The organism is Sphingobium cupriresistens (assembly GCF_004152865.1).
Lineage (GTDB): Bacteria > Pseudomonadota > Alphaproteobacteria > Sphingomonadales > Sphingomonadaceae > Sphingobium > Sphingobium cupriresistens.
The window spans coordinates 30984-43211 of sequence record NZ_SEOO01000017.1; the positions used below are offsets into that span (position 1 = coordinate 30984).

Annotated in this window: 13 protein-coding genes; all 13 read right to left on the minus strand. The window is 69.2% G+C overall.

Annotated features, from left to right (window positions below):
* Positions 1–2 precede the first annotated feature (2 nt).
* The 13 genes from EWH12_RS11590 to EWH12_RS11650 all read right to left on the minus strand — a co-directional run bounded on the left by EWH12_RS11590 (position 3) and on the right by EWH12_RS11650 (position 12216).
* Positions 3–227 (minus strand): DUF2274 domain-containing protein, encoded by a 225-nt coding sequence (locus EWH12_RS11590; RefSeq protein ID WP_129926676.1) that lies wholly within the window; start codon positions 225–227, stop codon positions 3–5.
* Positions 224–1444 carry a TraB/TrbI/VirB10 family type IV secretion system protein gene (locus EWH12_RS11595; protein ID WP_129926677.1) on the minus strand — a complete coding sequence of 407 codons (1221 nt, stop codon included), beginning with the start codon at positions 1442–1444 and terminating at the stop codon, positions 224–226. The genes EWH12_RS11590 and EWH12_RS11595 overlap by 4 nt, the downstream gene beginning before the upstream one ends.
* On the minus strand, positions 1441–2457 hold the full coding sequence (gene trbG, locus EWH12_RS11600) for a P-type conjugative transfer protein TrbG (protein WP_129926678.1): 1017 nt from the start codon (positions 2455–2457) through the stop codon (positions 1441–1443). Before trbG ends, EWH12_RS11595 begins: the two co-directional genes overlap by 4 nt.
* A complete protein-coding gene (gene trbF / locus EWH12_RS11605) occupies positions 2454–3137 on the minus strand; it encodes a conjugal transfer protein TrbF (RefSeq protein ID WP_129926679.1) in 684 nt (227 codons plus the stop codon). Before trbF ends, trbG begins: the two co-directional genes overlap by 4 nt.
* Before the next feature lie 3 nt (positions 3138–3140).
* Positions 3141–4451 (minus strand): P-type conjugative transfer protein TrbL, encoded by a 1311-nt coding sequence (gene trbL / locus EWH12_RS11610; RefSeq protein ID WP_129926680.1) that lies wholly within the window; start codon positions 4449–4451, stop codon positions 3141–3143.
* A gap of 1 nt (position 4452) precedes the next feature.
* Positions 4453–4755, minus strand: coding sequence for a putative entry exclusion protein TrbK-alt (trbK-alt, locus tag EWH12_RS11615; protein WP_129926681.1), 303 nt, complete (start codon positions 4753–4755; stop codon positions 4453–4455).
* Between the two features lie 5 nt (positions 4756–4760).
* Positions 4761–5519 carry a P-type conjugative transfer protein TrbJ gene (gene trbJ / locus EWH12_RS11620; protein ID WP_129926682.1) on the minus strand — a complete coding sequence of 253 codons (759 nt, stop codon included), beginning with the start codon at positions 5517–5519 and terminating at the stop codon, positions 4761–4763.
* A complete protein-coding gene (gene trbE / locus EWH12_RS11625) occupies positions 5516–8005 on the minus strand; it encodes a conjugal transfer protein TrbE (protein ID WP_129926683.1) in 2490 nt (829 codons plus the stop codon). The genes trbJ and trbE overlap by 4 nt, the downstream gene beginning before the upstream one ends.
* Positions 8002–8283: a VirB3 family type IV secretion system protein gene (locus EWH12_RS11630; RefSeq protein ID WP_048578621.1), complete on the minus strand. Its 282-nt coding sequence runs from the start codon at positions 8281–8283 to the stop codon at positions 8002–8004. Before EWH12_RS11630 ends, trbE begins: the two co-directional genes overlap by 4 nt.
* Positions 8280–8591 carry a TrbC/VirB2 family type IV secretion system protein gene (locus EWH12_RS11635; RefSeq protein WP_422917733.1) on the minus strand — a complete coding sequence of 104 codons (312 nt, stop codon included), beginning with the start codon at positions 8589–8591 and terminating at the stop codon, positions 8280–8282. Before EWH12_RS11635 ends, EWH12_RS11630 begins: the two co-directional genes overlap by 4 nt.
* Before the next feature lie 53 nt (positions 8592–8644).
* Positions 8645–9631: a P-type conjugative transfer ATPase TrbB gene (gene trbB, locus EWH12_RS11640; RefSeq protein ID WP_129926685.1), complete on the minus strand. Its 987-nt coding sequence runs from the start codon at positions 9629–9631 to the stop codon at positions 8645–8647.
* Positions 9632–9804: 173 nt separating this feature from the next.
* Positions 9805–10233 carry a ribbon-helix-helix domain-containing protein gene (locus EWH12_RS11645; protein WP_129926686.1) on the minus strand — a complete coding sequence of 143 codons (429 nt, stop codon included), beginning with the start codon at positions 10231–10233 and terminating at the stop codon, positions 9805–9807.
* A 9-nt stretch (positions 10234–10242) separates the two neighbouring features.
* Positions 10243–12216, minus strand: a complete 1974-nt coding sequence (locus EWH12_RS11650) for a conjugal transfer protein TraG (protein WP_129926687.1) — start codon at positions 12214–12216, stop codon at positions 10243–10245.
* Positions 12217–12228 lie beyond the last annotated feature (12 nt).

The following is a 12228-nucleotide window of genomic DNA, read 5'->3' on the forward strand; positions in this document are numbered from 1 at the left end:
GCTCAATCCTTCGCGGTGCTCCGACGCCGCGAAAACCCTCGGTCGCTCGCCATGAACTTTGCCAACATGGGCGAGACGAGCTTTTCGGGCGGTATGGCTTCTCCGCCCGTTTCAGCCGCGAGCGCGGCGGCGTAAGCGGCAAGATCGCGGTGGACGGTAGCAGGTAGCTCGACCGTCATTTTGACGGGCCTGTCGTCGGCGAGCGGTCCCAACTTCAATTTCGTCATCGCATTGCTCCGATCGGTTCGAGCACAAGGTCGCGGGTCAGCACCACGCGCAGCGGATGGCCTGGCCGGATGGTGAGCGTCGGCTGCACGTTGAGCTGCCGACGCACGATCTGCTGGCCGGTCTGGTTTATGGTGTCCTGCGAGCCGCGCCGCAGGGCGCGGGTCAGGTCGTCCTCGCTGTCCGCGCCCAACTCGGTTCCGACGCCGAGCAGTGTCGAGACGGCGGCAGCCCTGAGCAGGTTGCCCCAATGCTGGTTCACGCGATCCTGTAACCCCGCGAACCCCGCACCGTCCGTGCCGGGCTGGCGCTCGAGAACGATCGAGCGGCCGTCCGGCATGATGAGCCGATCCCAAGCCAGAAGCACGCGGGTCTGTCCGGCGGCGATCTCGCTATCATACTCGCCGATCAGCCGCGCGCCCTGCGGAATGAGCAGGATGCGCCCGGTCGGACTGTCATAGACGTTCGCCGTCACCTGCGCGGTGATCTGGCCGGGCAGGTCCGAACGGACGCCGGTGATGAGCGCAGCCGGGATGATGCTGCCGGCCTGCACGATGTTGGGCGATGCCGGCGCGGTCAGCCGCTCGACGCTGACGGTGCGCTGGCTGGCCGCCTGCGCCATGAAGGCGCGCTTGCCGGCCTGGTCGCCTTGCGCCGCCTGCTGCGCTGGTTCCTGCGCAGACGGCGCCGGCAAGCCCGGCGTCGACACGGGCTCCGCACCCGCACGCGCGCCGCCACTGCCGAGGAAGACCGAGCTGGTGCGGGCCGCATCGCGTTCCTGCGCCGCGCGCTGCCGGGCGGCTTCCGCCGCCTGCGCGCGTGGATCGGGCTGGCCGGGCTGCGCGCCGACCAGCGGCACGGGAACGTCCTCGCCACGCTGCTGCGCCGACACGATCGGACGGCCGAGGTCGCCCGGAAGCGGCGGGCCAAGCCGTGGCGCCTGTGCGTAATCGCGCGGGCCGGATGTGATGGTCTCGGCCGTGGCGCGGCTGTCGGTGTTGTAGAGTTCTTGGCGCACGCGATCACCCGGCGGTCGCAGCGCATAAATCAGCGAACCGCCGATGCCGAGACCGGCGGCAATCCCGACGACGGCGAGCGCCTTGCGGGAGAGCCGCATGACGCGGGGCGGATCGCCGCGAAGCTGGAACGCGGCGGGATCGGGGCGAGTGGCCTGCGGCTCCGGCCGCGCTTCGGCTGGCGCATCGTGGCTGTCGGTCACGGCCGCCCCCTCCGCCCGTCGTCGCGCACGATGCGGACGCGCTGCTCGGTGCGCCGGTTGCCCAGGCGCAGTTCGGCGGCGGCGAACAGACGATCGACTACCATGTAGCGGCCTTGCACACGGTAATTGACCAGTTCGGCGTCACCGCGCGTGCCGGTCACGAACAGCGGCGGCATCTCGCCTTGCGAGATCCCGGCGGGAAACTCGATGAATACCTGCCGTCCGTCGTCGAACGCGCGGGCTGGCGTCCACGGCACGCGGTCGCCTTCGATCCGGTAGCGGAAATTGAGCGCCGTCACGTCCACGTCGGCTGCGGCCGGGGCAGCGGCGGCCGCAGCCGCGTTGCGGCCTTGCAAGGCGATGAGCTGGTCCTGCGGATAGGTCCAGCACACGGATGCCATGTAGGTCGCGGGCGTGGCGCGCAGCTCGACATGGTAGGTGCGCCGGTCGGTGTTGATGACGAGGTTGGTGGCGAGGTCGGGCCGGGTCGGCTTCACCAAGATATGCACACGCGCGGTCGCGCCGCTGCCGCTCACCGTGTCGCCGATGATCCACCGCACCGTGTCGCCGGCAGCGACGGGCCCCGGCCCCACGAGCTGCTCGCCTTCCTGCAAGGCGATGTCGGTAATCTGGCCGGGCGCGGTATAGACTTGATAGAGCGCGCCTTCGGTCCACGGATATTGCTGGATGGCGTTGAGGAAGCCGTCGCGCACCGGCTGGATGCGCGCGGCGTCGTTGGCGTCGCCGACACGGCGGCGCGGATCGGCGGGGTCTGGCGTTCGCGCGCCCTCCGTCACCGGCTTCAACTGGCCGGGCAGCGGCAACGGCTCGGGAATCGTTACGATCTCGACGGCGCGCGGCGGTTCCGCTGCTGGCGTCGCCACGATCGCCGGGGGCGGATCGTCCAACGCGATCACGGGCGGCCTGGCCGACGTGGTAGCGCAGCCGGCAAGCGCGGATGCGGAGACGAACAGCGCGGCCGTGGCCGCGCGGCGGATGGGTATGCCGGTCATTGCGACAGCTCCTTCGACCAGTTGAGGGCATTGACGAAGACGCCGAGCGGATTCTTGCGCAGGGCGTCTGGGGTGCGCGGCGGCTGGACGACGACGGTGAGGATCGCGGACCAGCGTTCGGTGGCGGCAAGGCTGCCGTCCTGATAGCGGCGCTCGATCCAAGCCACGCGGAAGCTGTCGGGCGAGGCGCGGATGACGCTCGATACTTCCACCGCGACCTGCACGCGCCCGACATTGGCGAACGGGTCGTTGGCCCGCGCATAGTCGTTGAGCGCGAGCGCGCCGCGATCGGTCGTGAAGTCGTAGGCCCGCAGCCAGTTCTGACGGACGATCACCGGGTCGGCCGGAATCGCGCGGACCTGTTCGACGAAGCGGGCGAGATGGAACGCGATCTGCGGATCAGTCGGGCGGTAGCCGGCCTCGGCCGGCGCGACTGCATGGGCTTCGCCCAGCCGATCAACCTGCACCACCCAAGGGACGATATGCCCTCGCGTCGATTGCCAGACGAGGCCGCCGGCCAAGCCGCCCGAAAGCGCCAGCGTCCCGAAGAAGGCAAGCCGCCAGTTCTTCGCCTGCACGCGCGCCGAACCGATGCGGTCGTCCCATGCCTGCGCGGCGCGCTGATAAGGTGTGGCCGGCTCGGGCGTCTGGCCGTAGCGGATGGTCGGTCGCTTAAACATGGATCAGTCCTTCTGGCTGGTATCGACGGATGCGCCGCTGCCGCCGCCGTCGCCGGAGCGCAGCGTGTGGGCGGCGATGGTCGCGCCGTGGGTCATTGTCTGGCGGTTCTTCATCGCGGACGCCCAGGCGGGTGCCCCGGCCGGCGCATTCGGCGACGGCGCGGAGCTGCCGCCTGAAATGGTCCCGCCCGTGGCGGTGACGGCGGCGCGGCCGCCCGAGCGATAGCTGTCCTTGAGCGAGGCGGCCGCCTTGCGAAGCGGCGACATGGCCGCGCCGGCCGCCGCCTGGCCGACGCCGGCAGCACCGCCGGCGACCGCAGCCGCACCGGTTTTGCCGGCTGAGCCGAGCGCATAGGCGCTGTTGGCCGCGCCCGAGGTGAAAGCGGCGCCTCGCGCCGCGCCGCCGATCGCACCCGCCGCAGCGCCAGCGCCGAGGCGGGCGGCAGCGGCGCCACCGGCAAGCACGCCGCCGGCTGCGAGCACGGTTCCGGCCGCCGCCCCTGCGCCAAGTGCTGGGCCACCGGAGACGATGCCGTTGGCGATCGACGGGCCGAAGATGCCGAGGCCGAGAAGACACAGCGAGGCGAGCGCGACGGCCATCGCGTCCTCGATGCTCGGCTGCGCGCCGCCGAAACCGGCGCGGAACTCGTCGAACAATGTCGAGCCGATGCCGACGATGACGGCGAGCACCAGCACCTTGATGCCCGACGAGATCACCAGACCCAGCACGCGCTCGGCCATGAAGGCGGTCTTGCCGAACAGGCCGAACGGGATGAGGACAAAGCCCGCCAGCGTCGCCAGCTTGAACTCGATCAGCGTCACGAAGAGCTGGATCGCCAGGATGAAGAAGGCGAGGATGACCAGCACCCAAGCGATCAGCAGCACGGCGATCTGGATGAAGTTCTCGAAGAACGACACCCAGCCCATCAGGTCGGAGATGGATTCGAGGATCGGCTGGCCCGCGTCGAGGCCCACCTGCGCGACCCGGCCGGGCTGGAGCAGCTCGGCGGCGGTGAAGCCTGTGCCGGACGCTTTCAGCCCGAGCCCGGCGAAGCTCTCGAAGACGATCCGCGCCAGGCTGTTCCAGTTGCCGATGATGTAGGCGAAGACGCCGACGAACAGGGTTTTCTTGACGAGGCGGGCGATGATGTCGTCGCCTTCGCCCCACGTCCAGAACAGCGCGGCCAGGGTCACGTCGATGACGATCAGGGTGGTGGCGATGAACGCCACCTCGCCGCCGAGCAGGCCGAACCCGCTGTCGATGTAGCGGGTGAAGACATCCAGAAAGCGATCGACGACGCCGGTGCCGCCCATATCAATTCTCCTGCGGGGTGGCGCCATCAGCGATGCGGGCGGCGGGACGCGCGCCGGGCGCGAGGAACCGACGACGGTTCTCGGCCCAGGCGCGCAGGCAATCGGGGTCGCTCGCCCCGGCCGCGCCGATCGACTGGCAGCGGCGCAGCTCGATCAGCAGCGGGTCCGTCGCCGAGGTGTCGGCGACGGCCGCCGGCGCCGCGCGCGGGGGTTCGGGCGCGCGGCTCATCTCGATCGCCGTCATCGTGATGGCGATGGCGATGAAGATGACGGCGCCGATGCGCGCGAGGAGCTTGCTGTCCACGACGATCAGTCGTGGAACATGCGGGCGTTGCCCGGCTGATAGCCGGTGGACCGCGTCAGGAAGCGGCGGAGCCGTTCGCGGCTTTCGGCTTCGACGGCCGCGTTGCGCGCCGAGTCCAGCGCCTGCGCCCGGCCCTGCGCGGCGAGCAGCGCCGTCAGGTCCGCGAGCTGCTGCGATTGCAGTGCTAGAAGCTGGTTGCCCGCCTGCGCGGCCTGAAGCGCGCCCGTCGCCGACTGGCTCGACGTGACCAGGCCGTCCATCGTCGTGCGCGCGCCGTCGATATTGCCGACGACGCCGGCCTGAACGCGAAGCGCGTCCTCGAACGCGCCGACGCTATCCTCCCAACGCGCATTGGCGTTGGCGACCATCTGCGCGTGGGTGCCGGTGAGCGCCGCGCCCTTGTAGCGGCCGTTGAAGACCTGCTGGACGTTCTGCACGTCATAGGCGATGCGCTGCGCCTCGCCGAGGAGCTGCTGGGTGCGCTGCACCTGCTGCTGCAACTGCTGGAGCGAGCTGAATGGCAGCGACGCCAGGTTGCGAGCCTCGTTGATGAGGCTGGTCGCCTGCTGCTGGATTTGCTGAATCTGGTTGTTGACTTGCTGGAGCGACCGCGCAGCCGTCAGCACGTTCTGCGCATAGTTGGTCGGGTCATAGACGATCCCGCCGAACTGAGCGTGCGCCGGCGTGGCGGCGGTGATGCCGATCATGCTCGACGTGGCGATGGCGCCGGCCAGCATGGCGCGGCGCAGGATATTGGGCTTCATGGGGTCATGTCCTTCAAGGCAAGGGGGAGCTGGCCGGCATCTTCCCGGCGACCGGCCAGCGGATCGGGTTGGGGTTCGGGAAGAAGATCGACCGCCCAGGCCAGGCCGCGATGGCGCAGCCACTCGGCGGCGAAGCGCTCGCGGCCGTGGGTCTCGACCAGCTCGGCGATGCGGAGCTGATCGGTCTTGGAAGATGCGGCGGCGAAGGCCAGCGCGACCTCGCCCAGCCCCAGCTCGAACAGCCGGTTGCCGCGCCGCGACTGGCAGTAATAGTCGCGCTTGGGGGTGGCCCGGCTGAGGATTTCGATCTGGCGGGCGTTGAGCCCGAACCGCTCGTAGATGGCGGCGATCTGCGGCTCGGCCGCGCGCTCGTTCGGCAGGAAGATGCGCGTCGGGCAGCTCTCGATGATGGCCGGCGCGATGTTCGAGGTTTCGATGTCGGCGAGGCTCTGCGTGGCGAACACCACGCTGGCGTTCTTCTTCCGCAGGGTCTTGAGCCATTCGCGGAGCTGCGCGGCGAAGTCCGGGCTGTCGAGAACCAGCCAGCCCTCGTCGATGATGATGAGCGTCGGCGAGCCGTCCAGCCGGCCTTCGATCCGGTGGAACAGGTAGGACAGCACCGCGGCGGCCGATCCGGCGCCGACCAAACCCTCGGTCTCAAACGCCTGCACCGACGCTTCGCCGAGCCGTTCGGCCTCGGCATCGAGCAGCCGGCCCCACGGTCCGCCAAGGCAATAGGAGGCGAGCGCCTGCTTGAGCAGCTGGCTCTGGAGCAGCACGGCAAGTCCGGTCAGCGTGCGTTCCGGCACGGGTGCGCTGGCAAGCGAGCCGAGCGCCGACCACAGATGCTCCTTGGCCTGCGGATCGACCGCGACGCCTTCGGACGCGAGGATCGCCGCCAGCCATTCCGCCGCCCAGGCGCGTTCGGCCGGATCGTCGATCCGAGCGAGCGGCTGGAGCTGCACGCCGTCGCCGGCCTCGTCGGAGAGCATCCCGCCGAGATCCTGCCAGTCGCCGCCCATGCCGATCGCCGCGGCGCGGATGCTGCCGCCAAAGTCGAAGGCGAAGACTTGGGCCCGTTCGTAGCGGCGAAATTGCATCGCCATGAGGGCGAGCAGCACCGACTTGCCGGCGCCGGTCGGCCCGACGATCAGCGTGTGCCCGACGTCGCCGACGTGAAGGGAAAACCGGAACGGGGTCGAGCCTTCGGTCTTGCCATAGAGCAAGGGGGGCGCACCGAAATGCTCGTCCCGTTCCGGCCCCGCCCATACTGCTGACAGGGGGATCAGGTGGGCGAGATTGATCGTGGAAATGGGAGGTTGGCGGACGTTGGCGTAGGTGTGGCCGGGAAGGCTCCCCAGCCATGCCTCGATCGCGTTCATGCCCTCGGGGATGACGGTGAAGTCGCGGCCCTGGATGACCTTCTCGACCAGCCGCAGCTTCTCGGCGGCGATGGCGGGATCGCGGTCCCATACCGTCACCGTCGCGGTGACATAGGCCATGCCGGCATAGTCGGCGCCCAGCTCCTGCAGGGCGGTGTCGGCGTCGGCGGCCTTGTTCGATGCGTCGCTGTCCATCAGGACCGACGCCTCGTTGGTCATCACCTCCTTCAAGATCGCCATGACGCTCTTGCGCTTGGCAAACCACTGGCGACGGATGCGGCTCAGCAGCTTGGTCGCGTCGGTCTTGTCGAGCATGATCGCGCGGGTCGCCCAGCGATACTCGAAGGCGAGCCGATTCAGTTCGTCGAGCAAGCCGGGGAAGGTCACGCTCGGGAAGCCGACGATGGTGAGCGTGCGCAGATGATGCTCGCCCAGGCGCGGCTCCAGCCCGCCGGTCAGCGGCTCGTCGGCGAGCAGCGCGTCGAGGTGCATCGGCGTTTCGGGGACGCGGACGCGCTGGCGGCGCGACGAAACCGTGCTGTGCAGATAGGTAAGCGTCTCGGCGTCATCGAGCCAGCGGACCTCGGGCACGAAGCCTTCGACCAGGTTGAGCACCCGGTCGCTGCGATCGGTGAAGCCCTTGAGCAGCTCCCACGGATCGACGCCGCTGGTGGACCGGCCCTCATATAACCAGCCTTCGGCCCGCGCGGCTTCCTCGGCGGGCGGCATCCACAAGAGCGTCAGGAAATAGCGGCTCTCGAAGTGCGCGCCTTCCTCGCGGAACTGTTCGCGGCGCTCGAACTCGACCAGCGACGACACGGGATCGGGAAAGTCGGACTGCGGATAGTCGAGCGCCGGGGTACGCTGCGCCTCGACAAAGATCGCCCAGCCGGAGCCGAGCCGGCGGAGCGAATTGTTCAGCCGTGCGGTCGTGGCGACCAGCTCGGCCGGGGTGGCGCTGTCGAGATCGGGACCGCGGAACCGCGCGGTGCGCTGGAACGAGGCGTCCTTGTTCAGCACCACGCCTTCGCCGACCAGCGCGGCCCAGGGCAGGAAGTCAGGAAGGTTCGCAGCTTTGCTGCGATATTCGCGCAAGCTCATCATGGCCGCATCCATGTCGGGTAGCGGAGGTGGCGCCGGGCCACGTCCACGAATTGCGGGTCGCGGCGGGCGGCCCATACGGACAGCCCGTGGCCGACGGCCCAGATGACCAGGCCGGCGATCCACAGGCGCAGGCCGAGGCCGATCGCGCCCGCCAGCGTCCCGTTGACGATGGCGAGCGAGCGCGGGGCGCCGCCGAGCAATATCTGCTCGGTCAGCGCCCGGTGGACCGGGGCGAAATAGCCCGCGATCGGCTCGCCATGATCGGCCGCGCCGTTCATGCGATCAGCGCCCCGCCGCCGAAGCTGAAGAAGCTCAGGAAGAAGGAACTGGCCGCGAAGGCGATCGACAGGCCGAACACGATCTGGATCAATCGCCGCGACCCGCCCGACGTGTCGCCGAACGCCAGCGTCAGGCCGGTCACGATGATGATGATGACTGCGACGATCTTCGCCACCGGCCCCTCGATGCTTTCGAGGATGCTTTGCAGCGGGGCTTCCCACGGCATCGACGAACCGCCCGCATGAGCGGGCAGCGCGTAGAGCAGGCCGGCCGCGGTGATCGCCGCGTGGCCCATGCGGTCGAGCATGGTGCCGCCGAGCAAGCGACGCTTGGTCGCGGTGATAGGTTTGGTATCCTTGGTCATGGCAGGTCTCCGGGCTGGGGGGTAGTGAGCGGTGCGAGGCGGTAGTCGCCGGTCGCTGGGTCGAGCCCTTCGACGCGGGCCAACTCGGTCAGCCGGCGCCCGTGCGCGTCGCGGACCAGCACGGCGATCAGGTCGATCGTCTCGGCGATCAGCGCGCGCGGGACCGTCACGACGGCCTCTTGGATGAGCTGTTCCATGCGACGCAGCGCGCCGAGCGCGGCGCCGGCGTGGATCGTGCCGACCCCGCCGGGGTGGCCGGTGCCCCAGGCTTTGATGAGGTCGAGCGCCTCGGCGCCGCGCACCTCGCCAATGGGGATGCGGTCGGGGCGCAGGCGCAGCGACGAGCGCACCAGCTCGGACAGCGACACCACGCCGTCCTTCGTCCGCATGGCGACGAGGTTGGGCGCGGCGCATTGCAGCTCGCGGGTGTCTTCGATCAGGACGATGCGGTCGGTGGTCTTGGCGACTTCCGCCAGCAGCGCGTTGACCAGCGTGGTCTTGCCCGCGCCCGTGCCGCCCGCGACGAGGATGTTGGCGCGGGTCTGGACGCCGTGACGCAGCGCCTCGGCCTCCGCCGCCGACATGATGCCGGCGCGCGCGTAGTCGTCGAGCGTGAACACGGCAACCGCGGGCTTGCGGATGGCGAAGGCGGGCGCGGCGACGACGGGCGGCAGCAACCCCTCGAAACGCTCACCGCCTTCTGGCAGCTCGGCCGAAACGCGCGGGGCGCGGGCGTGAACTTCGACGCCGACATGGTGCGCGACCAGGCGAACGATGCGCTCGCCATCGGCAGCGCTCAGCGTCTCACCGGTATCGCTGACGCCCTCGCCAAGCCTATCGAGCCAAAGCCGACCGTCCGGGTTGAGCATGACTTCGATGACGGCCGGGTCGTCGAGCCATCCTGCGATCGACGGACCGAGCGCGGTGCGCAGCATCCGCGCGCCGCGTGATGTTGCCTCGGATCGGATCGGGTGGATGGTCAACGACTGGCCCCTGCAAAGGACCGGGCGAACCGCCGCCCGGCTGTCGGGGCACATCAAGAGACGCAGGAATACTCGGCTCGCAACAGCTAGTTGTCGGCGTAGTAGAGGGGGCGGCAGATACGTTGCCGAGGGCGGAAGCGGCCTTCCGCTACATCTGAGTCACGCGCGGCAATTCAGTCCGACTCGGGTGATGTTGAACGCGGCCAGACATCTTCCGGTATCTCGTCCATCAAGGTCTTGCCGCTGGCGAAGCGCCGGCCGAGCGTCTCGATAAAGCCCTCGTAGCGCTTGCGGCCTTTAACCTGCGCCGCCGCCTGATCTTCGTCGGGCAGCGGCGGAGTCACCGCAAGCCAGAACCGGACGAACAGGCTCAGCACCTCGGTGGAAAGGCCGGTGTTGCGCTCCAGCCGCTGCACCTGCCGCGACAGGCGATCGAGCCTGCGCGCGAACGCCGCTTCCATCCGGTCGGCGCCGTCCGGCGAAAGATAGGACGCCACTGCCGCCTCCACGATCGCCGAGCGCGAGATGCGGCGGCGGATCGCCAGCTCGTCCACCTGCTTGGCGAGCGCGGGCGGGAAATAGACGTTGAGCCGGGTTCGCATGACGGCCTCCTACAAGTCGATGCCATCGCCCGGATCGAGCGACGCCTGCCGCGCGAGCCCTTGCATCCGGCGGCGCACGGCCGCTTGCCGGGCCGCGTCATCCTGTTCGTCATCGAGGATCGAAAACTCTTGGCTCGGCGGAGCCGTCGTCTCTGGCGCGATAGCGACATGCTCCGGCAGCTCGGGCTCCCGGCGCAGCCCGCCATTGGCGGCGTCCTCGGCATCGCGGACGATGCGCGCGACCTGCTTCGGATCGGCGGATGCCTGCCGCCCGGTCCAGTCATCGGGCCTCACCCTGGCCGTTTCCGGCGCGGGCGCCGACGCAATCCGCTCGGAGAGCCGGCGATCCTGATAATAGCGCGCCTTCTTGGCGCGGATCGGATGGACGCCCGCCACCATGACGATCTCGTCGTCGGGCGGGAGCTGCATCACCTCGCCGGGGGTGAGGAGCTGACGGGCGGTCTCCGACCGCGACACCATCAAATGCCCGAGCCAAGGTGACAGGCGATGCCCGGCATAGTTCTTCATCGCCCGCATCTCGGTGGCGGTGCCGAGCGCATCCGACACGCGCTTGGCGGTGCGCTCGTCGTTGGTGGCGAAGCTCACGCGGACATGGCAGTTGTCGAGGATCGCGTTGTTGGGGCCGTAAGCCTTCTCGATCTGGTTGAGCGACTGCGCGATCAGAAAAGCCTTGAGCCCGTAGCCCGCCATGAACGCCAGGGCGGACTCGAAGAAGTCGAGGCGGCCGAGTGCCGGGAACTCGTCGAGCATCAGCAACACACGATGGCGGTTGCCCTTCGGGGTCAGCTCCTCGGTCAGCCGGCGCCCGATCTGGTTGAGGATGAGGCGGATCAGCGGCTTGGTGCGGGATATGTCGCTGGGCGGCACGACCAGATACAGCGTCGCCGGCCGCTCGCCCTCGACCAGATCCGATATGCGCCACTGGCAGGCTCGCGTGACCTGCGCCACGACGGGATCGCGGTAGAGGCCGAGGAACGACATGGCCGTGCTGAGCACGCCCGATCGCTCGTTGTCCGATTTGTTCAGCAGCTCGCGCGCGGCCGAGGCGACGACGGGATGCACGCCCGCTTCGCCGAGGTGCGGCGTCGCCATCATCGCGGCGAGTGTCTGCTCGATCGTGCGCGCCGGGTCCGAAAGGAATCCGGCGACGCCGGCCAGGGTCTTGTCCGCCTCAGCATAGAGGACGTGGAGGATCGCGCCGACCAGCAGCGAGTGGGAGGTTTTCTCCCAGTGGTTCCGACGCTCCAGCGATCCTTCGGGATCGACCAGCACGTCGGCGACATTCTGCACGTCGCGCACCTCCCACTGGCCCCGCCGCACCTCCAGCAACGGGTTGTAGGCCGCCGACGCCGCGTTGGTCGGATCGAACAGCAGCACGCGGCCGTGCCGCGCGCGGAAGCCGGCGGTCAGCGTCCAGTTCTCGCCCTTGATGTCGTGGACGATCGCCGACGCCGGCCAGGTCAGCAGCGACGGCACGACCAGGCCGACGCCCTTGCCCGAACGGGTCGGGGCGAAGCACAACACATGCTCGGGGCCGTCGTGGCGGAGATAGTCGCGGGCGAGCCTGCCGAGCACGACGCCATTCGGCCCCAGCAACCCGGCCGCATGAACCTCGCGCTCGGTCGCCCAGCGCGCAGACCCATAGGTCTCGGCGTTCTTCAATTCACGCGCGCGCCATACCGACATGCCGATGGCGACGGCGATCGACGCGAACCCGCCCGACGCGGCGATGAACGCGCCCGTCTTGAAGATGTCGGGCGCGTAGGCGTCGAAGCTGAACCACCACCAGAAAAAGGCCGGCGGCGGATAGACCCGCAACCCCAACGCCTCGAACCACGGCGGCCCCAGCTCGGGCTGATAAGCGAGCGCGGCGGCGGTCCACTGCGTCGCGCCCCACACGCCGGCGAGCACGATCAGGAACACGATGATGATCTGGCCCCAAAGTATCTTGGTCGCGGACATGGAGGTCTCCTT

Bases quoted from the DNA above. Each gene is read 5' to 3' on its own strand.
- trbG (WP_129926678.1), bottom strand. From the start codon at position 2,457: ATGACCGGCATACCCATCCGCCGCGCGGCCACGGCCGCGCTGTTCGTC.
- EWH12_RS11590 (WP_129926676.1), bottom strand. From the start codon at position 227: ATGACGAAATTGAAGTTGGGACCGCTCGCCGACGACAGGCCCGTCAAA.
- EWH12_RS11645 (WP_129926686.1), bottom strand. From the start codon at position 10,233: ATGCGAACCCGGCTCAACGTCTATTTCCCGCCCGCGCTCGCCAAGCAG.
- EWH12_RS11635 (WP_422917733.1), bottom strand. From the start codon at position 8,591: ATGCTCGACCGCATGGGCCACGCGGCGATCACCGCGGCCGGCCTGCTC.
- EWH12_RS11630 (WP_048578621.1), bottom strand. From the start codon at position 8,283: ATGAACGGCGCGGCCGATCATGGCGAGCCGATCGCGGGCTATTTCGCC.
- trbF (WP_129926679.1), bottom strand. From the start codon at position 3,137: ATGTTTAAGCGACCGACCATCCGCTACGGCCAGACGCCCGAGCCGGCC.
- trbL (WP_129926680.1), bottom strand. From the start codon at position 4,451: ATGGGCGGCACCGGCGTCGTCGATCGCTTTCTGGATGTCTTCACCCGC.
- trbJ (WP_129926682.1), bottom strand. From the start codon at position 5,519: ATGAAGCCCAATATCCTGCGCCGCGCCATGCTGGCCGGCGCCATCGCC.
- trbE (WP_129926683.1), bottom strand. From the start codon at position 8,005: ATGATGAGCTTGCGCGAATATCGCAGCAAAGCTGCGAACCTTCCTGAC.
- EWH12_RS11650 (WP_129926687.1), bottom strand. From the start codon at position 12,216: ATGTCCGCGACCAAGATACTTTGGGGCCAGATCATCATCGTGTTCCTG.